At 68.1% G+C, this 21,195-nt stretch carries 19 protein-coding genes; 5 read left to right on the top strand and 14 right to left on the bottom strand.

Annotated elements, in window-relative coordinates; genetic code table 11:
- Positions 1–55: 55 nt before the first annotated feature.
- The 3 genes from HW837_RS19100 to HW837_RS19090 form a co-directional block, all read right to left on the bottom strand.
- Positions 56–487, bottom strand: a complete 432-nt coding sequence (locus HW837_RS19100) for a DUF6113 family protein (protein ID WP_045559120.1) — start codon at positions 485–487, stop codon at positions 56–58.
- 64 nt (positions 488–551) lie between these two features.
- Complete coding sequence (gene mshB, locus HW837_RS19095) at positions 552–1,541, bottom strand: N-acetyl-1-D-myo-inositol-2-amino-2-deoxy-alpha-D-glucopyranoside deacetylase (RefSeq protein ID WP_193382527.1); 990 nt, start codon at positions 1,539–1,541, stop codon at positions 552–554.
- A gap of 127 nt (positions 1,542–1,668) precedes the next feature.
- Positions 1,669–1,863: a hypothetical protein gene (locus HW837_RS19090; protein WP_005480627.1), complete on the bottom strand. Its 195-nt coding sequence runs from the start codon at positions 1,861–1,863 to the stop codon at positions 1,669–1,671.
- A gap of 224 nt (positions 1,864–2,087) precedes the next feature.
- Between HW837_RS19090 and HW837_RS19085 the strand changes: the two genes are divergently transcribed.
- Entirely contained in the window at positions 2,088–4,244 is a 2,157-nt protein-coding gene (locus HW837_RS19085; RefSeq protein WP_193382526.1) for a S9 family peptidase, read from the top strand.
- Between the two features lie 165 nt (positions 4,245–4,409).
- On the opposite strand, the gene HW837_RS19080 is transcribed toward HW837_RS19085, so the two are convergent.
- The 5 genes from HW837_RS19080 to HW837_RS19060 are packed head-to-tail and all read right to left on the bottom strand — an operon-like array spanning position 4,410 to position 10,057.
- Complete coding sequence (locus tag HW837_RS19080; RefSeq protein WP_093792411.1) at positions 4,410–5,489, bottom strand: ABC transporter ATP-binding protein; 1,080 nt, start codon at positions 5,487–5,489, stop codon at positions 4,410–4,412.
- A complete protein-coding gene (locus HW837_RS19075) occupies positions 5,470–6,465 on the bottom strand; it encodes an ABC transporter ATP-binding protein (RefSeq protein ID WP_045559124.1) in 996 nt (331 codons plus the stop codon). The genes HW837_RS19080 and HW837_RS19075 overlap by 20 nt, the downstream gene beginning before the upstream one ends.
- Positions 6,466–6,474: 9 nt before the next feature.
- Positions 6,475–7,488: an ABC transporter permease gene (locus HW837_RS19070; RefSeq protein WP_093792409.1), complete on the bottom strand. Its 1,014-nt coding sequence runs from the start codon at positions 7,486–7,488 to the stop codon at positions 6,475–6,477.
- The gene (locus HW837_RS19065) at positions 7,481–8,404 is read right to left on the bottom strand and encodes an ABC transporter permease (protein WP_045559126.1); all 924 of its coding nucleotides are present in this window, start codon (positions 8,402–8,404) and stop codon (positions 7,481–7,483) included. The genes HW837_RS19070 and HW837_RS19065 overlap by 8 nt, the downstream gene beginning before the upstream one ends.
- A gap of 6 nt (positions 8,405–8,410) precedes the next feature.
- Positions 8,411–10,057, bottom strand: a complete 1,647-nt coding sequence (locus HW837_RS19060) for a peptide ABC transporter substrate-binding protein (protein ID WP_045559127.1) — start codon at positions 10,055–10,057, stop codon at positions 8,411–8,413.
- 438 nt (positions 10,058–10,495) lie between these two features.
- Here HW837_RS19060 and HW837_RS19055 point away from each other — a divergent pair, with 438 nt between their 5' ends.
- The 3 genes from HW837_RS19055 (at position 10,496) to HW837_RS19045 (ending at position 14,372) form a co-directional block, all read left to right on the top strand.
- Positions 10,496–11,500: an ABC transporter permease gene (locus HW837_RS19055; RefSeq protein WP_045559128.1), complete on the top strand. Its 1,005-nt coding sequence runs from the start codon at positions 10,496–10,498 to the stop codon at positions 11,498–11,500.
- A 74-nt stretch (positions 11,501–11,574) separates the two neighbouring features.
- Positions 11,575–13,365, top strand: coding sequence for an ABC transporter substrate-binding protein (locus HW837_RS19050; RefSeq protein ID WP_193382525.1), 1,791 nt, complete (start codon positions 11,575–11,577; stop codon positions 13,363–13,365).
- Between the two features lie 23 nt (positions 13,366–13,388).
- The gene (locus tag HW837_RS19045) at positions 13,389–14,372 is read left to right on the top strand and encodes an ABC transporter permease (RefSeq protein WP_045559130.1); all 984 of its coding nucleotides are present in this window, start codon (positions 13,389–13,391) and stop codon (positions 14,370–14,372) included.
- 179 nt (positions 14,373–14,551) lie between these two features.
- Here the strand turns inward: HW837_RS19045 and HW837_RS19040 are convergent, their stop codons facing one another.
- A complete protein-coding gene (locus HW837_RS19040) occupies positions 14,552–15,049 on the bottom strand; it encodes a hypothetical protein (protein WP_143110768.1) in 498 nt (165 codons plus the stop codon).
- Positions 15,050–15,332: 283 nt separating this feature from the next.
- On the bottom strand, positions 15,333–15,833 hold the full coding sequence (locus HW837_RS19035) for a hypothetical protein (protein ID WP_143110769.1): 501 nt from the start codon (positions 15,831–15,833) through the stop codon (positions 15,333–15,335).
- Here HW837_RS19035 and HW837_RS49625 point away from each other — a divergent pair.
- On the top strand, positions 15,820–15,951 hold the full coding sequence (locus tag HW837_RS49625) for a hypothetical protein (protein ID WP_269153661.1): 132 nt from the start codon (positions 15,820–15,822) through the stop codon (positions 15,949–15,951). The two genes, HW837_RS19035 and HW837_RS49625, sit on opposite strands and share 14 nt — an antisense overlap.
- A gap of 83 nt (positions 15,952–16,034) precedes the next feature.
- Here the strand turns inward: HW837_RS49625 and HW837_RS19030 are convergent, their stop codons facing one another.
- The 4 genes from HW837_RS19030 to HW837_RS19015 all read right to left on the bottom strand — a co-directional run bounded on the left by HW837_RS19030 (position 16,035) and on the right by HW837_RS19015 (position 21,146).
- On the bottom strand, positions 16,035–17,171 hold the full coding sequence (locus HW837_RS19030) for an ABC transporter ATP-binding protein (RefSeq protein WP_093791634.1): 1,137 nt from the start codon (positions 17,169–17,171) through the stop codon (positions 16,035–16,037).
- A gap of 14 nt (positions 17,172–17,185) precedes the next feature.
- Positions 17,186–18,247, bottom strand: a complete 1,062-nt coding sequence (locus HW837_RS19025; RefSeq protein ID WP_045559133.1) for an ABC transporter ATP-binding protein — start codon at positions 18,245–18,247, stop codon at positions 17,186–17,188.
- 10 nt (positions 18,248–18,257) lie between these two features.
- Entirely contained in the window at positions 18,258–19,235 is a 978-nt protein-coding gene (locus HW837_RS19020; protein ID WP_045559134.1) for an ABC transporter permease, read from the bottom strand.
- A gap of 108 nt (positions 19,236–19,343) precedes the next feature.
- On the bottom strand, positions 19,344–21,146 hold the full coding sequence (locus tag HW837_RS19015) for an ABC transporter substrate-binding protein (protein WP_045559135.1): 1,803 nt from the start codon (positions 21,144–21,146) through the stop codon (positions 19,344–19,346).
- Positions 21,147–21,195 lie beyond the last annotated feature (49 nt).

Here is a 21,195-nt window from a genome sequence, read left to right as displayed (position 1 = left end):
CCGCGTGGGAAACCCACACGGGACCCGCACCCGCGCGCTACGGCGAAGTAGTACGTCACTTCCCAAGTCGGGCGTCGGACCCGGTCGGTTGCCGCCCCCGCACAAGGGTGGCGCACATCACAGCCACAGCCATGCCGCCGAGCAGGAACAGGTACGAGCCCGCTCCCGCGCCGAACAGGAAGTCCCCCTCCGGCCGGGTGGACGTCAGCAGGACGACGGAGATCATCCAGCCGGCGGCCGGCGCAACGGCCCCGGCCCGGCCGCCCGTCGCCCGGGCGCCGCCCAGGAACAGCCCGGCCGCGCCGAGCAGCGCGAGCAGCAACCCACCGGGGAACCAGGCCGCTTGGATCAGCCCGCCGGCCAGGCCGATCACGGCGCCCAGCACGAAGAGTCCCAGGTGCGCGGCGGCCCGGCCCAGCGGGGGAAACGTCAACGGCTGGGCGAGCGCACCGCCTTGCCCGCCCGTCGGCCGGTCCTTCGCGGTCATCGCCGGCCCGCCTCTCGGCGGCCGTGCGCCCGCGCCACTGGTGTGTCATACCCATGCGTACGCATCACAGGGCCGTTCCGTTCTGCTGTTCCCCGAAAGTCTGCCGATCCTCGAAAGAAAAACCGGGAATCCCCTCGAACAAGTCGCGCTCCCGGCCCCCTCCTTCGCGTCTGCCCCGCACCAACTCGTAGTACTCGGTGGTCAGGAGCGGCTGGGCCAGCCCGTTGGAGAGGACGAAGTACGGCTCGGCGACCTCGATCTGGGTGGCGTGCGCGCGCATCGCGGCGGCCTTCGCTGCCGCGAAGCCGGTGCCGTCGATCTCGGTGGTGACGATGTGGTCGTCGACCACTCCGGGCACGTCGGTCACGCTCGCGGCCCGCTCGAACGGCAGCCGTCCGGGCTCGGCGAGCTCGCGGAGGAGCCGGCCGAAGCCCTCCAGGAGCACCCCGCGCGGCACCCGGTTCCAGTAGACCTTGGCGATCTCCCAGGGCTCGCCCAGGTCGGGGCGGAAGTCCGGGTCGGCGGTCAGGTCGGCGGCGCGCATGGCGACGCGGTGGGCCTGGATGTGGTCGGGGTGGCCGTAGCCGCCGTTCGGGTCGTAGGTGACGAGGACCTGGGGGCGCACCTCGCGGATCACCTCGACCAGCTGGGCGGCGGCCTCGTCGACGTCGGCGGACCAGAAGGCGCCGGGCCGTTCGTTCTGTTCGACGCCCATCATCCCGGAGTCGCGGTAGCGGCCGGGGCCGCCGAGGAAGCGGTGGTCGGTGACGCCGAGCTTCTTCATGGCCGCGGCCAGCTCCTCCACCCGGTGCGGGCCGAGGATGTCGTCGCGGTCGGGCGCGAGATGGGCGAGGCCGGGCGGGATGACCTCGCCCTCCTCACCGAGGGTGCAGGTCACCAGCGTCACCCGCGCTCCCTCGGCCGCGTATCTGGCCATGGTCGCGCCGTTGTTGATCGACTCGTCGTCCGGGTGCGCGTGCACCAGGAGCAGTCGGCGAGCGACGCTAGATGGGGGTCCCCCCGGCCCGAGGCCGGGAGAGGGCAGATCCGTCATGGGGCCACCCTACGAGGCCCCCGGTCCGCGCCCGTGCCGGGCATGGTCATTCACGGGAACAGTCGGCCGCGGGGGTCGCGGGCCCGGTGGGACGGGCCCTGGGAGAGGCCCCCGGCGGCCGGAGGTGTCAGAACTTGATACTGCCGATCATGCCCGCGATGTTGGTCGTCAGCTCGCTGATCGTCGGCGCGATGGTCGAGGAGGCGAGATAGAACCCGAGCAGGATGCAGATGATCGCGTGTGGTGCCTTCAGCCCTGACTTCTTGATCAGGATGAAGACGATGATCGCCAGCAGCACCACCGCCGAAATCGAGAGTGCCACGGCGGCTCACCTCCAAAAGTTCCCTGGGACCTGGGGAGCGAAGCAGTTGTCGAGGGCTGACGGCGAAGCCGTCGTCAACCGGTGACGTGGGTGACGCAGTTGTAAATCCATACAGCGGCCAGCAGGTTCATACCCACCCAGCGGTAGTGATCATAACTATCCATACGCGCGCATCGGTCGGCGCACGGCCGCACAAGGGGGCGCATGGCCAATATGGTCGGAGCATGACGACCCAGCCCGAGTCCTTCCCCCGCCGACACGCCCGGACCCAGCGTTTCTCCCTCGGCGCGCCGAGGGCCTTCTCCGTCGCGCCGGACGGCTCCCGCGTGGCGTTTCTGCGGTCCTCGTCCGGCACCGACCGGGCCAACAAGCTGTGGGTGCTGGATCTGCCGGACGGCGGCGCGCGAAGCGGGACGGGGGGCCGCCCGGCCGAGGGCCGGGAGAGGGTGGCGGCGGACCCGGGGGCGCTGCTCGCCGGGTCCGTGGAGGAGTTGTCGGCCGAGGAGCGCGCACGCCGTGAGCGCCTGCGCGAGGGCGGCGCCGGGATCGTCGGCTACGCCACCGACGCGGCCGTGGAGTTGGCCTCTTTCGCCTTGTCAGGGCGGCTTTTCGTGGCCGAGCTACGGGCCGGGACGGCACGTGAACTCGACGTCCCGGGCCCGGTGATCGACCCCCGCCCCTCGCCCGACGGCCGGCACGTCGCCTACGTCGCCCGGGGCGCGCTGCGGGTGGTCGGGGCGGAGGGCGAGGGGGACCGGGTGGTCGCCGAGGAGGAGGCGGAGAACGTCACCCTCGGTCTGGCGGAGTTCATCGCGGCCGAGGAGATGGGCCGTTCGCGCGGCTTCTGGTGGGCTCCCGAGTCGGACCGCCTGCTGGTGGCGCGCGTGGACGACACGCCGGTGCGCCGCTGGTGGATCTCCGACCCGGCGCAACCGGAAAGGGGCCCACGGCAGGTGGCGTACCCGGTGGCCGGGACCGCCGACGCGGAGGTGCGGCTCTTCGTGATCGACCTCGCCGGGACGCGCACGGAGGTCGTGTGGGACCGGGCCCGTTACCCGTATCTGGCGCATGTGCACTGGTCGGCGGCGGGGGCCCCGCTGATCCTGGTGCAGGCGCGGGACCAGCTCAGCCAGTTGTTCCTGGCCGTGGACCCGGACTCGGGGGCAACACGGATGGTGCACGCCGACGAAGATCCACATTGGCTTGATCTTTTCCCCGGAGTGCCCGCGTGGAGTCCGTCGGGCCGGCTCGTGCGTGTCGCGGACGAGGGCGGCGCGCGGGTGCTGGCGGTCGGCGAACGTCCGCTGACCGGGCCCCAGTTGCACGTCCGCGCGGTGCTCGACGTCGCGGACGCCGATGTACTGGTCTCCGCCTCGGCGGGCGAGGCGGCGGCCGATCCGGAGATCGGGGAGATCCACGTCTACCGGGTGAACGAACTGGGCGTGGAGCGCGTCTCCCAGGAGCCCGGCGTGCACTCGGCGGTGCGCGCCGGGGGCGTGACCGTGCTCGTCTCGGCCGTTCCGGGACGGGCCGACGCCCAGGTGCAGGTGCTGCGCGACGGCAAGCAGTGCGCGACCGTGGCGTCTTTCGCGGAAGCTCCCGGTCTGTCCCCGCGCGTGCGGTTTACACAGGGGGGCGCACGCCGCGTACCGTGCGCCCTGCTTATGCCGAGCGACTACGACGGGGTCACACCCCTGCCCGTCCTGATGGACCCCTACGGCGGTCCGCACGGCCCCCGGGTGCTCGCCGCGCACAACGCGCACCTCACCTCGCAGTGGTTCGCCGACCAGGGGTTCGCGGTGGTGGTCGCCGACGGCCGCGGCACCCCCGGCCGCTCCCCCGCCTGGGAGAAGGAGATCGACGGGGACTTCACGCTCTCCCTGGACGACCAGGTGGAGGCGCTGCACGACCTGGCGACGTCCCATCCGCTGGACCTGTCCCGGGTGGCGATCCGCGGCTGGTCCTACGGCGGCTGGCTGGCGGCGCTCGCGGTGCTGCGCCGCCCGGACGTCTTCCACGCCGGCATCGCGGGCGCCCCGGTCACCGACTGGCGGCTGTACGACACGCACTACACCGAGCGCTATCTCGGCGACCCGGCGAAGAACCCGGCGGCCTACGCGAAGAGTTCGCTGATCACGGACGAGGGACTGTCCTCGCCCGCCGAACCGCACCGCCCGCTGATGATCGTGCACGGCACCGCCGACGACAACGTGGTCTTCGCGCACGCGCTGCGCCTGTCCTCGGCGCTGCTCGCGGCCGGCCGCCCCCACGAGGTGCTGCCGCTCTCCGGCGTCACCCACATCACCCCGCAGGAACAGGTCGCGGAGAACCTGCTGCTGCTCCAGGTCGACTTCCTGAAGCGTGCACTGAACCTGGCGTAGCGGAAGCGGATGCGGGCACGGCAACGGGCCGGGGCTACATGGCGAGCCCCGGCCCGTTTACGGCACCCGCACGGCCGTACGCGTAGTAGATTCGCGCGTCCGTATATCGGAACCGCGTCAGCCAAGTTGCCTGCGTGTTAACGCATTTGGTGCTGGTTTGTAGGCTTATTCCGCCTCATTCGTATGATCGTCCGCCGACTCCTCGGGCGGCACCACCCGTTTCTCCTCCGCGAAGTGGCAGGCCGAGTCATGGGCGGCCGGGCCGCTGGTGAGCCGGAACTCCGCCGGGACCGCCAGCAGCGGCACCTCCAGCGCACAGCGCTCCCGGGCCTTCCAGCACCGCGTGCGGAAGCGGCACCCGGAGGGGATGTTCGTCGGGGAGGGCACATCGCCGAAGAGGATGATCCGTTCCCGGTGCTCGCGCGCCTCGGGGTCCGGGACGGGCACGGCGGACAGCAGCGCCTGGGTGTAGGGATGCGTCGGATGGTCGTAGATCTCGGCGTCGCGGCCGATCTCCACGATCCGCCCGAGGTACATCACGCCGACCCGGTCGGAGATGTGCCGCACGATGGACAGGTCGTGGGCGATGAACACGTACGACAGCCCGAACTCGCCCTGGAGGCGGTCCAGCAGGTTGATGACCTGGGCCTGCACCGAGACGTCCAGGGCGGAGACCGGTTCGTCGGCGACGATGATCTCGGGGCGGAGCGCCAGCCCCCGGGCGATGCCGATGCGCTGGCGCTGGCCGCCGGAGAACTGGTGCGGGTAGCGGTTGATGTACTCGGGGTTGAGGCCGACCACGTCGAGGAGTTCCTGCACCCGGCGCCTGCGGTCGCCCTTGGGCGCGACCTCGGGGTGGATGTCGTAGGGCTCCCCGATGATGTCGCCGACGGTCATCCGGGGGTTGAGGGAGGTGTACGGGTCCTGGAAGACCATCTGGATGTTGCGGCGGACGTTCTTGAGGGCCTTGCCGGAGAGCTTGGTGACGTCCTCGCCCTTGTAGCGGATCGAGCCGGCGGTCGGGCGTTCCAGGTGGACCAGCATCTTGGCGACCGTGGACTTGCCGCAGCCGGACTCGCCGACGATGCCGAGGGTCTCGCCCCGGCCGAGGGCGAAGTCGACGCCGTCGACCGCCTTCACGGCGCCGACCTGCTTCTTGAGGAGGACGCCCTGGGTGAGCGGGTAGTGCTTGACCAGGCCGCTGACCTCCAGGATCGGCTCGGCCTCAGCGGTGGCGGTGGTCATCGAGGCACTCCCTCCAGAAGTGGCAGGCGCTCATCCGGATCCCGTCCGCCGGCTCCACGTCGTACAACGGGGGCACGTCGGTCCTGCACACGTCACGGGCCATCGGGCAGCGGGGGTTGAACGCGCAGCCGGGCGGGATGGCCATCAGGTTGGGCGGCAGGCCCTTGATCGCGTAGAGCTCCTGGCCCTTCTGGTCCAGGCGCGGGATCGAGTCGAGCAGGCCGCGCGTGTACGGGTGGGCCGGGGCCTTGTAGATGTCGTGGACGGGGGCGGACTCCACGATCCGGCCCGCGTACATCACGGCGATGCGGTCGGCGACGTCCGCGACGACGCCGAGGTCGTGGGTGATGAGGATCAGGCCCATGCGCAGTTCCCGCTGGAGTTCGGCGAGGAGCTCCATGACCTGGGCCTGGACGGTGACGTCGAGCGCGGTCGTCGGTTCGTCGGCGATGATCAGCGCGGGTTCGAGGGCCAGCGCCATGGCGATCATGATGCGCTGGCGCATACCGCCGGAGAACTGGTGCGGGTAGTCCCGTACCCGTTCCCTGGCGGCCGGGATGCGGACCCGGTCCATCAGCTCCACGGCCTTGGCGCGGGCGTCCTTCTTCGTCATGCCCCGGTGCACGACGAACATCTCGCCGAGCTGGTCGCCGACGGAGAGGACGGGGTTCAGGGAGGACAGGGCGTCCTGGAAGATCATCGCCATCTCGGCGCCCCGGATCTTGCGGCGCTCGTCCTCCTTGAGCTTCAGCAGGTCCCGGCCCTTGAAGAGGATCTCGCCGCCGGTGATCCTGCCGGGCGGCATGTCGAGGATGCCCATGATCGCCTGCGCGGTGACCGACTTTCCGGAGCCGGACTCCCCCAGCACGGCCAGCGTCTGCCCCTCGTCCACCCCGTAGTCGACCCCGTTGACGGCCTTGGCGACCCCGTCCCGCGTCCGGAACTCCACGTGCAGATCACGCACTTCGAGCAGCATGACGACGCCTCACCTCAGCTTCGGGTCGAGGGCGTCGCGGACCGCGTCGCCCAGCATGATGAAGGCCAGGACGGTGATCGCGAGGGCGCCCGAGGGCCACAGCAGGGCGTGCGGGGCGTTGCGGATGTACGGGGAGGCGGCCGAGATGTCGATGCCCCAGGAGACGCTCGGGGGCTTCAGGCCGACGCCCAGGTAGGACAGGGTCGCCTCCAGGGCGATGTAGGTGCCCAGCGCGATGGTGGCCACGACGATGACGGGGGCGACCGCGTTGGGCGTGATGTGCCGCAGCAGCATCCGGGAGTTGGAGGCGCCGAGCGCGCGGGCGGCCTGCACGTAGTCGTTCTGTTTGGCGGTGATGACCGAGCCGCGGGCGATGCGGGAGATCTGCGGCCAGCCCAGCAGCACCATGAAGCCGATCACCGGCCAGATGGAGTTGCTGGTGACCACGGAGAGCAGCACCAGACCGCCGAGCACCACCGGGATCGCGAAGAAGACGTCGGTGATCCGGGACAGGAACGAGTCCGAGTACCCGCCGAAGAACCCGGCGAGCCCGCCCAGCACCGACCCGAGGAGGGCGACGCCGAGCGTGGCGCAGACACCGACGGCGATGGAGATCCGCGCCCCGTAGACGGTACGGGTGTAGACGTCGCAGCCCTGACCGTCGTACCCGAACGGGTGACCGGGCTGCGCGCCCTCCTGGGCCTTGGAGAGGTCGCACTTGAGCGGGTTGCCGGAGGCGATCAGCGATGGCCACAGGGAGATGACGACCAGGAAGAGGATCACCAGCGCCGAGATGATGAAGACGGGGTTGCGGCGCAGGTCGCGCCAGGCGTCGGACCAGAGGCTGCGGGCCTTGTCGTCCGGGCCGCCGGCCGGACCGTCGCCCAGTCGCTTCTCCAGGGTCTCCCCCTCGGTGGTGGCCAGGTCCATCGTGCCGTCCTGCCCGGTCGCGGCGATCGCCCCGCCCTCGGGGGCGCGCTGGCCGCCCGACACGTGCGGCTCCTCGGGCAGCGGCTCAGGCATAGCGGATCCTCGGATCGAGTACGGCGTAGAGGAGGTCGACGAGCAGGTTGGCGATGAGGAACACCAGCACGAGGACGGTCACGAAGCCGACGACGGTCTGGGTGTTCTGGCGGAGGATGCCCTGGTAGAGCTGGTATCCGACGCCGTGGATGTTGAAGATCCGCTCGGTGACGATGGCGCCGCCCATCAGCGCGCCGATGTCGGTGCCGATGAAGGTGACCACGGGGATCAGGGAGTTCCGCAGCAGGTGCTTGCGGATCACCCGGTGCCGGGGCAGCCCCTTGGCGACGGCGGTGCGGACGTAGTCGGCGCGGGCGTTCTCCGCGATGGACGTCCGGGTCAGACGGGTGACGTAGGCGAGGGAGACGGAGGCGAGGACGAGCCCGGGGACGATCAGCTCGTCGAACGGCGCCTCGGAGGAGACGGACGGCCGGATCCAGCCCCACTCCACGCCCAGCAACAATTGGAGCAGCAGACCGGTGACGAAGGTGGGGACGGAGATGACGACCAGGGTGACCACCAGCGCCCCGGTGTCGACGGGCCGGCCGCGCCGCAGGCCGGTGACGACACCGAGGGTGATGCCGATGACGATCTCGAAGAGGATCGCGACGATCGTCAGCCGGATGGTGACGGGGAAGGCGGAGGCCATCAGCTCGGTGACCTCCTGCCCGTTGAACGCGGTGCCGAAGTCGCCGGTGAAGACGTTCCCCATGTAGGTCAGGTACTGCTGCCACACCGGCTTGTCGAGGCCGAACTCCCGTCTGAGCTGGGCGGCCGTCGCCGGATCGCACTCCCGGTCGCCGCACAGGCCCGCGATGGGGTCGCCCATCACGTTCACCATCAGGAAGATCAGGAGGGTGGCGCCCACGAAGACCGGGATCATCTGGAGCAGGCGCCGGGCGACGTACCGTCCCATGAGAGGTCAGCTGACCTTGATCTGGTCGTACACGGGGACGCTGAACGGGTTCAGGGTGACGTCGGAGAGCCGCTCCGAGTAGCCGGCGCTGCCGTTCTGGTACCAGAGCGGGATGGCGGCCATGTTGTCCCGGACGACCTCCTCGGCCTGCTGGAAGGTCTCCACGGCCTTCGTCGTGTCCGACTCGGCGTTGGCCTGGTCGACGAGCTTGTCGAAGTCGGCGTTGGACCACTTGCCGTCGTTGGAGGAGGCGTTGGTGTAGTACAGCGGCTGCAGGAAGTTCTGGATCAGCGGGTAGTCCATCTGCCAGCCCGCGCGGAACGGGCCGCTCATCTTCCGCTGGGTGATCTGGTTGCGGTAGTCGGCGAAGGTGCCGACCGGGTTGCCGACGCACGCCTTGTCGTTGTCGAGGGCGTTGTTGATGGAGTTGCAGACGGCGTCGACCCACTGCTTGTGGGAGCCGGTGTCCGCGTTGTACGTGATCTTGACCTGGCCGCCGGGGAGGCCGCCGCCCTCCTGGATCAGCTTCTTCGCCGCCGCCGCGTCGTACTCGCAGGCGTCACCGCACAGCCCCTTCTTGTAGCCGCCCTCCTCGCCGAGGACCGGGGAGGTCCAGTCGGTGGCGGGGGTGCGGGTCTTCTGGAAGATGGTGTCGGTGATCTGGTCGCGGTCGATCGCCCGGGAGAGCCCCTGGCGGACCTTCTCCGAGCCCTCCTTGTTCCAGTCCGCGTCGTAGAACGGGAAGGACAGGGTCTGGATGATGCCGGCCGGGGTGTTGATGTACCGGTCGCCGAGGTCGGCCTGGACGTTCTTCAGCTGGGCGGCGGGGACGTCGTCGACGAGGTCGAGGTTGCCGGCCATCAGGTCGGTGTAGGCGGTGTTGTTGTCGGTGTAGACCTTCAGGTCCACGCCACCGTTCTGCGCCTTGTCCTCGCCGGGGTAGTCGTCCCACTTCCGCACCGACAGCTGGGAGCCCTTGGTGTAGGAGTCGACGGCGTACGGGCCGTTGCCGACGGGCTTGGCGAGCCAGGCGTCGTGGTCGGTGAAGAACGACTGCGGCAGCGGGGCGTACGCGTTGTAGCCGAGGGTGTCGGGGAAGGTCGAGAACTTCTGGGTGAGCTTGACGGTGAAGGTGTTCTCGTCGACGACCTTCAGCCCGGAGAGGGTGTCGGCGGTCTGCTTGCTGCCGTCGTCGGGGTGCGTCTGGTCGTAGCCCTCGATGTACTCGAAGAAGTACGCGTTCTTCTGGTTGTTCTTCAGACTCGCCCCGTAGTTCCAGGCGTCCACGAAGGACTTGGCGGTGACCTTCTCGCCGTTCTGGAAGGTCCAGCCGTCCTTGACGTCGATCGTGAAGTTCTGCGAGTCGGTCGTCTCGATCTTCTCGGCGAGCATGTCGTTCGCCTCGCCGGTCTTGGCGTCGTATCGCTTCAGCCCGCGGAAGATCATGTCCAGCACCTTGCCGCCCTGCACCTCGTTGGTGTTGGCCGGCTCCAGCGGGTTCTGCGGGTCACCCCAGGAGGAGCTGAGCACCGCGCCCGTGTCACCACTGCCGCTGCCGCCGCCGCTGTCGTCGTCCCCGCCTCCGCAGGCGGTCGCGGCGAGAGCCACCGCGGCCGCGCCGGCGATCCATCGGGCGTGCGTGGCTCCACGCATGGGGCCTCCTCGTCGTACGTGCGCGATCTTCTTGTTACCGGACAATATCGACGCGTTTCGCCTATACCGCACATTTGGGGGGCCGTATGGGGGGCATGGTCCGGGGGGTGTCGGGTGCGTTGTCGGGTGCGGGTGGGTGGGGGCTGGTCGCGCAGTTCCCCGCGCCCCTTAAGGGCCTACGGCCCTCTCGGGCCGAAAAAGCCAGGGGCGCAGCCCCGCTTTTTCAGGGGCGCGGGGAACTGCGCGACCAGCCCCCACCGGGCCCGCACCCGACAACGCACCCACCCCGCCCCACCCACCCGCGTCTGAAAAAATCCCGAAGAGCCGGTAAGAGAAGGGTTCGCCCCCGTAAGAGCGCGTTCGGCAATCCCCCTCCCCTTGGTCAAAGCCCCCACGAACGCATTGACCCACCACCGCAGCCGGTTGAAGGGTCACGTCATGGGGACCACGCCAACACTCACCGCCGCCCCCGTCGAGACGGCACCACCCACCCCGTCCCGACCCGGCGACACCCGCTCACCCGGCCGCATCGCCTGGCGCCGCTTCCGCCGCGACCGCGCCGGCGTCGCCTCGGCCTACGTCGTCCTGTTGTTCTTCGCCACCGCGATCGCCGCCCCCCTGATCGCGAAGCTCTACGGCAAGGACCCGTACACGACGTACGGGCAGAACCAGCCGGGCCTGCTCAACCAGTTCGGCTTCCCCGTGGCCCCCAACGGCGGTGTCAGCGGCGACTTCTGGTTCGGTGTGGAACCACAACTCGGCCGGGACGTCCTCACCCTCCTCCTCTACGGCATCCGCAACTCCCTGCTCATCGCCACGGTGACGACCCTGCTGGTCACGGCGCTCGGCATCACCGTCGGGGTGACGGCGGGCTATCTCGGCGGCCGCGTCGACAACCTCGTGGGCCGCGTCGTCGACATCCTGCTGGCCTTCCCCTCCACCCTCTTCTTCATCGCCATGTGGCCGGTGCTGATCTCGATCCTGGTCCCGCCCGACGAGAACACCCCGACCTGGCTGACGGTGGTCAGCCTGATCGCGGTGATGACCGCCTTCGGCTGGGCCCCCATCGCCCGGCTGCTGCGCGGCGAGGTACTGGCCCTGCGCGAGCGGGAGTTCGTGGAGGCGGCCAAGGTCACCGGTGCCTCCCCCGCCCGGATCGTCTTCCGGGAACTGCTGCCCAACCTGTGGACGCCGATCCTCATCCAGGCGACCCTCGCGCTGCCGATGTACGTCACCACCGAGGCGGCCCTCGCCTTCCTCGGTGTCGGCCTCAGCGACCCCACCCCGGACTGGGGCGTGATGATCCAGCGCGGCGCGCAGGTCTACCAGAGCGACATCACGTACATGCTCTTCCCCGGTCTCTCGATGGTGATCTTCGTGATCGCCTTCAACCTCCTCGGCGACTCGGTCCGCGACGCGCTGGACCCGAAGACCAGACGCTGACCCCCTCCTCCGAGCCCCCTCCCCGCCCCTCCTTTCTCCAGAAACTCCCTCTCCCTGATTCAGGCAGGACACCCATGTCGATCTCCCGCAGGAACTTCGTCATCGCAAGCTCGGTCGCGACGGCCGGCGGCGCCCTCGTCCTCAGCGCGTGCAGCAGCGGCGGCGGGGGCGGTGCGGCGGGGAGCGGCACGGCCTCCGGCTCCGCCGCCACGTACTCCAAGGTCGCGGTGGGCACCGCCGCGGACTCCGCCGGCCCCGCTCCGGAGGTGCCGGGCGCGCGCAAGGGCGGCACGATCCGTCCGATCGGCCCGGACGACTTCTCCCACCTCGACCCGCAGCGGATCTACTTCGCCTGGAACTCCACGGTCGCGAACCTCTACGTCCGCTGCCTCACCGGCTACAAGATCGCCTCCGACGGCTCCATGAAGCTCGTCGGCGACCTCGCCACCGACGCCGGGACCATGTCCGACGGCGGCGCGACCTGGACGTTCACCCTCAAGGACGGCCTGAAGTGGGAGGACGGCAGCGAACTGACCGTCGAGGACGTACGCCACGGCATCGAGCGCGGCTTCGCGAGCTTCACCACCGAGGGCGCCACGTACGTCCAGACCTGGCTGACCGGCTCGCACGACTTCCGGTCCGTCTACAAGGGCCCGTACGGCGGCAAGCATCTCTCCTCGGTCGTCACGGACACCGCGAAGAAGACCATCACCTTCCATCTGAGGACGGCCCGCCCCGACCTCGACTGGGCGCTGGCGATGCACTCCTACGGTGCCGTGCCGGTCGCGCACGACAGCAAGGAGAAGTACGACAAGGACCCGGTCTCCTGCGGTCCGTACCGGATCAAGCAGCACTCGGTCGACAAGTCCCTGACGCTGGTGCGCAACACCCACTGGGACCCGAAGACGGACGCGATCCGCAACGCCTACCCGGACTCCGTCGTCTTCGAGTTCGGCCCCGAGGCCCTGCCGGCCACCGACCGGCTGATCGCCGACTCGGGGACCGACCGGTACGCGGTCATGGCCTACAGCGGGGTGCCGGCCGAGCGCATCCAGAAGGTGATCAGTGACAGCACGCTGGAGTCCCGCACGATCGACGGCCTGCTGACCGGCCTGTACTACTACGCCGTCAACTGCCGCCGCATCAAGGACGTCCGGGTCCGCCAGGCCCTCAATCACGCCTGGCCACTGGAGCAGATCCGTTCCATCTACGGCGGCCCGTCCGCCGGTGACTACGCGACGACCATCCTCAGCCCGGACATCGCGGGCCGGGTGAAGTTCGACGTCTACGGCAAGCTGAAGAACCCGCGCGGCGACACGGCGAAGGCGAAGGCCCTGCTGAAGGAGGCCGGCAAGCTCGGCCAGAAGATCGTCTACACCTATCCACAGGGCGGCAACGACGCCTACGAGAAGACCAAGGTCGTCATCGCCAACGCCCTGAAGGAGGCGGGCTTCGACCCGGTCGTCAAGCCCGTGGAGTCGACGAGCTACTACGACCAGGTCGGCCAGATCGACAACCAGTTCGATGTGATGTGGTACGGCTGGTCGCCCGACTGGCCCGCCGCCTACACCCTCATCCAGCCGCTCTTCGACGGCACCACGATCGCCGACAACGCCCCCAACGTCTCCCAGCTGAACGTGGGCTGGGTCAATACGGCGATCAAGAAGGACTCGACCATCACGGACACCGCGAAGGAGAACGCCGCCTGGGCGGCCCTGGACAAGGAGATCATGGCCAAGGAGGCGCCGATCATCCCGGAGACCTACCAGCGGCGTTACTACCTGTACGGCTCGAAGGTGGGCGGCGCCCAGTTCGACCCGCTGTTCTCGGCGTTCCTCATCCACAAGCTGTACGCCAAGGCCTGAGCCGGCCAGGGAACCGCGCAGTCATGCTCCGCTTCATCGCACGCAGGACGCTGAGCGCGCTGCTGATCCTGCTGATCATCAGCGCCATCACCTTCCTCCTCTTCTACGTCGCCCCGCGCGACCCCGCCCGCGCCGCCTGCGGCAAGCTGTGCACCCCGCAGACGCTCGCCCTGGTCCGGCACAACCTCGGTATCGCCGATCCGCTGCCCGTGCAGTACTGGCACTGGCTGGTGGGGGTCTTCGCCGGCCGGGACTTCGCCGGGCTCGGCCACTGCCCCGCCCCCTGTCTGGGCTACTCCTTCACCAACCACGAACCGGTCCTCGGCCTGATCACCGACCGCTTCCCGACCACGCTCTCCCTCGCCCTCGGCAGCACGGTCGTCTTCGTGGTGTTCGGTGTGGGCACCGGCATGATCGCGGCGGTCAAGCAGGGCAAGGCGGCGGACAAGATCGCCTCGTCGGCGTCCCTGGTCGGCTCGTCGCTCCAGATCTACATCGTCGGCGTGGTGGCGATGTACTACCTCTCCGACCAGTGGGGCCTGCTCCCCCGCCCCTCGGACGCCGTGGGCCTGACCCAGGACCCGCTCGCCTGGTTCAAGGGCCTGCTCCTGCCCTGGCTGGTCCTCGCGATCATCTTCACCGCCAACTACACCCGGATGACCCGCTCCCAGCTCGTGGAGAGCCTCGCCGAGGACTACGTCCGCACGGCCCGTGCCAAGGGCATGTCCCGGCCCACGGTCTTCTTCCGGCACGCCTGGCGCGGCGCCATGGGCCCCATCGTCACCATCCTCGGCCTCGACATCGGCTACCTCCTCGGCGGCGCCATCATCACCGAGGAGACCTTCGGCCTGCACGGCATCGGAGCCCTCTCCATCAAGGCCGTCCGCGACAACGACCTGCCCCTGCTGCTGGGGGTGGTGCTGGTCGCGGCCACCGCGATCGTCATCGCGAACATCGTGGTCGACGCGGTGTACGCGCTGATCGATCCACGGGTGCGGCTGGCCTAGGGTCCACGAAAAGGCGTGCCCCACGCGAAGGCACCCGGGAAATACGAAAAGGTCGGCCACAGGAAAAAGGCCCGGGTCCGTGGAGAGACGGACCCGGGCCTTTCCGCGGCGCGCTTTCCCGGTGAATCCCCCGTTTGATCCACCAGCAATTCACACCGCGAGCACGACCGACGACTCGGTCACTTCAGGGAGTACTTGACGATGTAGGTCATCTTCTTGATGTTCTTCGGGCGCTTCGTGCAGACGACCTTGGTCTTGCTCACCGCCTGCAGATAACCGCACCCGATGTGCACCAGACCGGTCTTCGCGTTCTTCTTGGCGGAATTGATCCGCCAGCCCGAGGTGTCGGCCGTGCCGCACGCCTTCAGGTTGGGCGTCTTGCCCCGGCCCTTGTTGTTGATGCAGATCGCGCCGTACGGGTACACGTCGAGGCTGAAGTTCACCATCCCGGTCTGGCCGTAGTTGATCCAGTGGAAGGCGTCCTTGTTCTTGCAGGTGGCCAGCGAGAGCGCCTTGCCCTCACCGTTCCCCTTCAGGCACTTGCCGTTGTACTGGTTCACGAAATACCAGCGGCCGCCTGCCTCGGCGTGCGCCGACGACGCGGGAATCATGGAGGTGAGCACGGCGAGAAGCGCGGCCGTGACCATTCCGGCGACATTCCTGTTTCTGATCTTCATCAAGTTTTCCCCGTTTTTCCCCGTTACCCTCCGGCCCGGAAGGTGTTCTCTTTCTATCAGCGAACTCACGGGCCCCGCACGCAACTTGAGCAACACCTGAGCTTCAGCCCAACTCGCCGCGCTCCACGCGGAATTCATTGCCCTCGGCGTCAGTCATCAGCACCCGGCCGCCGCCGGGGCGCCCCCGGGCTCGTCATCCTCGACCAACGGCCGCCCGAGTAGCTCGCGCACACACCTGACCGACGCCGCCTCGCCGCCGCGAACCACTCGATCGAAGCCCGGATCACTTCAGCGAGTACTTGATGATCCACGTGGCCTTATTGAAGTTGGCCGGCTTCCTTCCGCACTTGAGGCTGGTCTTGCTCGCTGCCTGCAGGTAGCCGCAATTTCCAGCGATCGGGGTCTTGGCCCCGTTCTTCAGCGAAGCGAGCGCAAAGCTCTTGGTTCCCTTGCCGCCGTTGCAGGCCCTCAGATAGGGAGGCTTGTTCCTTCCGTTGTCCGCGATGCAAGCGGCGTAGGAAATCGTGGGCGCACTGTAGTTCGCGTACTGAGCCGAACCGTAGTTGTTCCAGTGAAAGGCGTCCTTCTTCTTACAGGTGGCCAGGACCAGCTTCTCCTTGACCCCGTTGCCCTTGACGCACTTGCCGTTGTACTTGTTCACCATGTACCACCGGCCACCCGCCTCCGCCTGAGCGGTGGGGGCAGGCGCACTGACAGCCATGCCCACCGCCATTGCCGACGCCATCACACCGACGGAAAGGATTCGCCTCATGGTCATCTTCATCCCCGAGTGCAGTTTCGTCGCCGACGTCGCATACACCGACATCGGACCGTGGAAGATCTACAACGAATATGTTCGCGGAGATGTCGAGGCCATGTCACGCGACTTGAGGTACATCTGAGGTGAAACAAAAAAGGCTGGGGAGGGCCAACAGCCCCTCCCCAGCCTGGATTTCCCGTCGCCCGGCATGCCGGCGCCGAAAGGTCAGTCCTTCGTCCCCTTAGAAACCTCAGCGGCGCCCGTCTCCAGCGCCTTCAACCCCGGGTCCAGCACGACGTCCTCGGTGCGGGCCTCGGTCGTCGGGTCCTCCGGGAAGTGGCAGGCCGTCAGGTGGCCGGCCAGGTTGCCGGAGAGCTGGACCAGCGGCGGCTCCTCGGAGGCGCACTTGTCCTGGGCCTTCCAGCACCGCGTCCGGAAGCGGCAGCCGGACGGCGGCGCGATCGGCGAGGGCACGTCACCGGCGAGCCGGATCCGCTCCTTCGTCTCGACCTCGTCGTCGACGGCCACCTCGGGCACCGCCGAGAGCAGGGCGTGGGTGTACGGGTGCCGGGGCCGGTTGTACAGCGAGTCCCGGTCCGCCACCTCGACGATCTTGCCGAGGTACATCACCGCGACGCGCTTGGAGAAGTGCCGGACGATCGCGAGGTCGTGCGCGATGAACAGGAACGCGATGCCCAGCTCGTCCTGGACCTTCTGGAGCAGGTTCACGACCTGCGCCTGGATCGACACGTCCAGCGCCGAGACCGGCTCGTCCGCGACGATCAGCTTCGGGTTCAGGGCGAGCGCGCGCGCCACACCGATGCGCTGGCGCTGACCACCGGAGAACTCGTGCGGGAACCGGTTGTAGTGCTCGGGGTTGAGCCCGACCAGTTCGAGGAGCTCGCGGACCTTCTTCTCCCGGCCGCCCTCGGGGTTGATCCCGTTGACCTCCATCGGCGACTTGATGATCGTGCCGACCGTCTGCCGCGGGTTGAGGGAGGAGTACGGGTCCTGGAAGATCATCTGGATCTCGGACCGCACCGGCGCCAGCTGCCTGCGCGAGGCGTGGGTGATGTCCTGGTCCCGGTAGGTGATCTTCCCGCCGGTCGGCTCCATCAGCCGGGTGATCAGCCGGCCGGTGGTCGACTTGCCGCAGCCCGACTCACCGACCAGGCCGACGCTCTCGCCGACCCCGACGGTCAGGTCGATGCCGTCCACGGCCTGGACCGCACCGACCTTGCGTTTGATCGGGAAGCCGCCGTAGATGGGGAAGTGCTTCGTCAGCCCCTCGACCTTGAGCAGCGTCTCGGCCGCGGTGTCCTGGGAGCCCTGCTGTGCGGGGAGGGTGAGGTTGTCACTCATGATCTCGGTTCTCCCTAGCGCAGCCGGGGCTGGATCTTGTCGATGAAGATGGTCTGCTTCTGGTCCGCCGTCAGGTGGCAGGCAGAGGCACGCCCCTCGCCGAGCGGTGGCCGCTCCGTGCTGCAGCGGTTGCCGGTGACCTCACCGGTGAACGCGCAGCGCGGGTGGAACGGGCAGCCGGTGGGCGGGTTGAGCAGGCTGGGCGGGGAGCCGGGGATCGGGGTGAGCGCCTGCCCGGTGTCGCCGCCGAGGCGGGGCATCGAGCTGAGCAGGCCCCAGGTGTAGGGATGCTTGGGCTCACGCAGCACCTCACGGACGCTGCCGCGCTCCACGGCCCGGCCCGAGTACATCACCAGCAGGTCGTCGGCCATGTCGGAGATGACGCCGAGGTCATGGGTGATGAAGATGATCGCGGAGCCGAACTCCTGCTGGAGGTCCTTGAGCAGGTCGAGGATCTGCGCCTGGACGGTCACGTCGAGCGCGGTGGTCGGCTCGTCCGCGATCAGCAGGTCGGGGTCGCAGACCAGGGCCATGGCGATCATGGCGCGCTGGCGCATACCGCCGGAGAACTGGTGCGGGTAGTCGTCCACGCGGGACTGCGGGTGCGGGATGCCGACCTTGGCCAGCATCTCGATCGTCCGCTGCCGGGCCTCCTTCTTGGAGGCTCCGGTGTGCTTCATGTACGGCTCCGCGATCTGCCGGCCCACCGTGTAGTACGGCGAGAGCGCCGTCAGCGGGTCCTGGAAGATCATCGCCACCTTGTTGCCGCGGAGCTGCTCCAGCTCCTTCTCCTTGGCGGTGACGAGTTCCTTGCCGTCGAGGATGATCTCGCCCTCGACGGTGGTGGTCTTGGGGTTGTGCAGACCGAGGACGGTCAGGTTGGTCACGGACTTGCCGGAGCCCGACTCACCCACGATGCCCAGCGTCTTGCCGCGCTCGACGTCGAAGGAGAGCCCGTCGACGGCCTTGACTATGCCGTCCTCGGTGGAGAACCGCACCCGCAGGTCGCGGACCGAGAGGAAGGCCTCCGGCCCGGTCGGGGCCTTCTCACCTTCGGTCTTGGTCAGAGTGGTCACGGTATTTCTCCTAGCTGAGGCGCACGCGCGGGTCGATGTAGGCGTAGGCGATGTCCACGATGATGTTCAGCATCAGGATGAAGAACGCGCCGAACAGCATCACGCCCATCGTCAGCGGGATGTCCTTGCCCTGCGACGACTCAACCGCGAGACGGCCGATACCGGCCAGGTCGAAGGTGTATTCCGTGACCACCGCGCCGGACAGGAGCGCGCTCAGGTCCATGCCGATGATGGTGACGATCGGGATGAGTGAACCACGCCAGGCGTAACGAAAGAATACGTACCGCTGCTTCATGCCCTTCGCGCGGGCCGTGCGGACGTGTTCCTCCGAGAGTTGCTCAATCATGGTCGAGCGGGCCATACGCGTGTACTGGGCGGTGAAAATGGTGGCCATGACAGCCCAGGGGATCAGCAGGCCCATGAACCAGGCCACCGGGTTCTCGGTGAACGGCACGTACTTCGGCATCTCCATCCAACCCGTGCTGTACACGAAGATGCCGAGAACAATCGGGCCGAGGAAGTAGATCTGGAACGAGCTCAGCACCATGGAGGCGCCACTGACAGCCTTGTCGACCGGAGTGCCGCGCTTCCAGGCGGCGAGCAGACCGGAGCCGAGGCCCAGCGCCAGAAAGATGGCCAGTCCGCCGAGAGTCAGCGACAGAGTGAGCGGGAAACTGTCGGCGATGGAGTCCCAGACGAAGTCACCGCTCTTGAAGGACACGCCCAGGCAGGGCGCGGAGCAGTGCCCCACGGGAAAATCTCGGCCGAGGACGATGCCCGACATGAACTCCCAGAACTGCGTGGTGATGGGCTTGTCGAGACCGAGGTTCTCTCTGATGACCGCGATGTTCTCGGGGGAGCAGTTCTTGCCGCAGGACAACTGCGCGAAGTCTTGGGGGATCGTATAGAACAGGAAGAACGTGAAGGCGCCGATCAAAAACATGGTGACGACGGCGCCGATCAGCCTGCGGATGAGGAACTGAAGCATGGCGGGTGGATGCTCTCTTCGAAAACGCGGCGGTCGGAGGGGGTGGAACCGACCGCGGGGGTGCGCTCCGCCTGGCGCACACCCCCGCGGATCAGCCGGACTGACGTGTTACGGCTGCTTCAGGAACACGTCGTTGATGTCGATGTAGCTCGACTCCGTGCTGTACCGGGCACCACCGATGTTCGATCCGAAGAGCTGGATCTGCTTCGAGTAGTAGACCGGGGCGGCCGGGTTGATCTCCTCCACGATGCGGTGGTGAGCCTCTTCCCACGTCTTGGCCGCGGCCTCGGGCTCCTCGGTCAGCGCCTTCTTGATGAGGGCGTCGACCTTGGCGTCCTTGATGTGGGAGTAGTTCGAGCCACCGTCGGCGACCAGGGTGCCGTCGTAGACCGGGGTGATGACCGTGGACGGGGAGGACCAGTCCTGGCCCCAGCCGGTCATGTAGATGTCGTACGGGTTGTCCAGCTTGCCGACCTGCTCGTAGAAGCTGGCCCGGTCGATCTCCTTGGCCTGGACGTCGAAGCCGATCTTGGCCAGCGCGTCCTTGATGATCACCTGCTGGGCCTGGCCACGCGGGGTGTTGGAGTAGGCGTAGGTGAGCTTCGTGCCCTCCTTGACACCCGCCTCCTTCAGCAGCGCCTTGGCCTTGTCCAGGTCACCGTTGGGCTTCTTGTGCTTGCCGAACGGGTCGTAGGACGCGTCGTAACCCGGCAGGGTCGGCGCCAGCAGACCACCGGCGACCTCACCGCCGTAGCGGCCACCGTCGGCCTGGACCATGGCCTGGGACGGGATCGCGTAGGTGATCGCGTCGCGGACCTTCTTGTCCTTGACGGCGGCGGCGTCGAGGTTGAAGGTCAGCTGCCACACGTAGGGCTGGTAGCCCTGGATGGTGCGCTTCTTGGTCGCGGCGTTGCCGATGACCGTCGACATCTGCGCCGGGTCCACGGAGTCCGTGAACTGCATGGCGTTCTTGGCCTCGCCCTGGTCGGCGATCAGACGCTTGGTCTGGCTGGCCTGGTCGATGGTGTTGGTGAAGTTGAAGCCGTCGACGTACTGGTGACGCACGACGTCCGTCTTCGGGTCCCACTGGTCGTTCTTGACCAGCGTCAGCGACTTGCCGGCCTTGAGCTCGGAGATCTTGTACGGGCCGAGGGAGGCCGGCGCCTTGTCGTACTTCTCCTTCGTGTCCTGCTTCTCGGGCACGATGGCGTAACCGGCCATGGCGAGGGCCTGCGGCAGGTCCGGGCGCGGCTGGTCGAAGTGGAAGACGACCGTCTTGTCGTCCGGGGTCTCCAGGACGGAGTCCGGCAGGTGCTTGCCCTTGTAGGGGCCGTCCGGCAGCGCCTTGCGGTAGTCGGAGCCGGAGAGCCAGCTCTGGACGTACGTCGGGCCGTCGAAGATGACCTTGGAGTACTGGCGCTCGATGGTGTGACGGACGTCGGCCGAGGTGATGGCGTTGCCGTCCTCGTCCTTGATGCCGTCCTTGAGCGTGTACGTCCAGGTCTTGCCGCCGTCGGAGGACTTGCCGGAGTCGGTGGCGATGTCACCGACGACCGTCAGGTTGCCCTTGTCGTCCTCCTGGTAGTTCGTCAGACCGCGGTGGATCAGGTTCGCGAGCTGACCGGCGTCGGAGACGTAGATCTGCCCCGGGTCCAGGTGGGTGATGTCCGACTGCTGGTAGACGTTGATGACACCGCCGGACTTGGCGCCCTTGACCTCTTCGGCCGGGCCGGTGGAGGCAGCGGCGTCACCGTAGGCGACAGGCTTCGACTGCTCGGCGGCGTCCTTCTGGGACTTGGAGTTGTCCTTCGTCTCGCTCTTGCCGTTGTCCGCGCAGCCGGCCAGCGCGAGCGAGCCGGCCACGAGGGCGACGGCCGCGGCACGCGCGGTGCGGTTTCTGATGGGCTTCATGATGCCTATGCACCTACCTGTCGATAGTTGTCCACGAGTACTGCCTGAC

It is taken from the genome of Streptomyces caniscabiei, from assembly GCF_014930365.1.
GTDB lineage: Bacteria > Actinomycetota > Actinomycetes > Streptomycetales > Streptomycetaceae > Streptomyces > Streptomyces caniscabiei.
Note: the sequence above shows the minus strand (reverse complement) of the source record. Positions and strands in the feature narration are given on the sequence as shown.

What these genes read in the sequence shown, in the direction of transcription:
- HW837_RS19100 (WP_045559120.1), bottom strand. Translation starts at nt 487, where the DNA reads ATGACCGCGAAGGACCGGCCGACGGGCGGGCAAGGCGGTGCGCTCGCC.
- mshB (WP_193382527.1), bottom strand. Translation starts at nt 1,541, where the DNA reads ATGACGGATCTGCCCTCTCCCGGCCTCGGGCCGGGGGGACCCCCATCT.
- HW837_RS19085 (WP_193382526.1), top strand. Translation starts at nt 2,088, where the DNA reads ATGACGACCCAGCCCGAGTCCTTCCCCCGCCGACACGCCCGGACCCAG.
- HW837_RS19080 (WP_093792411.1), bottom strand. Translation starts at nt 5,489, where the DNA reads ATGACCACCGCCACCGCTGAGGCCGAGCCGATCCTGGAGGTCAGCGGC.
- HW837_RS19075 (WP_045559124.1), bottom strand. Translation starts at nt 6,465, where the DNA reads ATGCTGCTCGAAGTGCGTGATCTGCACGTGGAGTTCCGGACGCGGGAC.
- HW837_RS19070 (WP_093792409.1), bottom strand. Translation starts at nt 7,488, where the DNA reads ATGCCTGAGCCGCTGCCCGAGGAGCCGCACGTGTCGGGCGGCCAGCGC.
- HW837_RS19065 (WP_045559126.1), bottom strand. Translation starts at nt 8,404, where the DNA reads ATGGGACGGTACGTCGCCCGGCGCCTGCTCCAGATGATCCCGGTCTTC.
- HW837_RS19060 (WP_045559127.1), bottom strand. Translation starts at nt 10,057, where the DNA reads ATGCGTGGAGCCACGCACGCCCGATGGATCGCCGGCGCGGCCGCGGTG.
- HW837_RS19055 (WP_045559128.1), top strand. Translation starts at nt 10,496, where the DNA reads ATGGGGACCACGCCAACACTCACCGCCGCCCCCGTCGAGACGGCACCA.
- HW837_RS19050 (WP_193382525.1), top strand. Translation starts at nt 11,575, where the DNA reads ATGTCGATCTCCCGCAGGAACTTCGTCATCGCAAGCTCGGTCGCGACG.
- HW837_RS19045 (WP_045559130.1), top strand. Translation starts at nt 13,389, where the DNA reads ATGCTCCGCTTCATCGCACGCAGGACGCTGAGCGCGCTGCTGATCCTG.
- HW837_RS19040 (WP_143110768.1), bottom strand. Translation starts at nt 15,049, where the DNA reads ATGAAGATCAGAAACAGGAATGTCGCCGGAATGGTCACGGCCGCGCTT.
- HW837_RS49625 (WP_269153661.1), top strand. Translation starts at nt 15,820, where the DNA reads ATGGTCATCTTCATCCCCGAGTGCAGTTTCGTCGCCGACGTCGCATAC.
- HW837_RS19035 (WP_143110769.1), bottom strand. Translation starts at nt 15,833, where the DNA reads ATGAAGATGACCATGAGGCGAATCCTTTCCGTCGGTGTGATGGCGTCG.
- HW837_RS19030 (WP_093791634.1), bottom strand. Translation starts at nt 17,171, where the DNA reads ATGAGTGACAACCTCACCCTCCCCGCACAGCAGGGCTCCCAGGACACC.
- HW837_RS19020 (WP_045559134.1), bottom strand. Translation starts at nt 19,235, where the DNA reads ATGCTTCAGTTCCTCATCCGCAGGCTGATCGGCGCCGTCGTCACCATG.
- HW837_RS19015 (WP_045559135.1), bottom strand. Translation starts at nt 21,146, where the DNA reads ATGAAGCCCATCAGAAACCGCACCGCGCGTGCCGCGGCCGTCGCCCTC.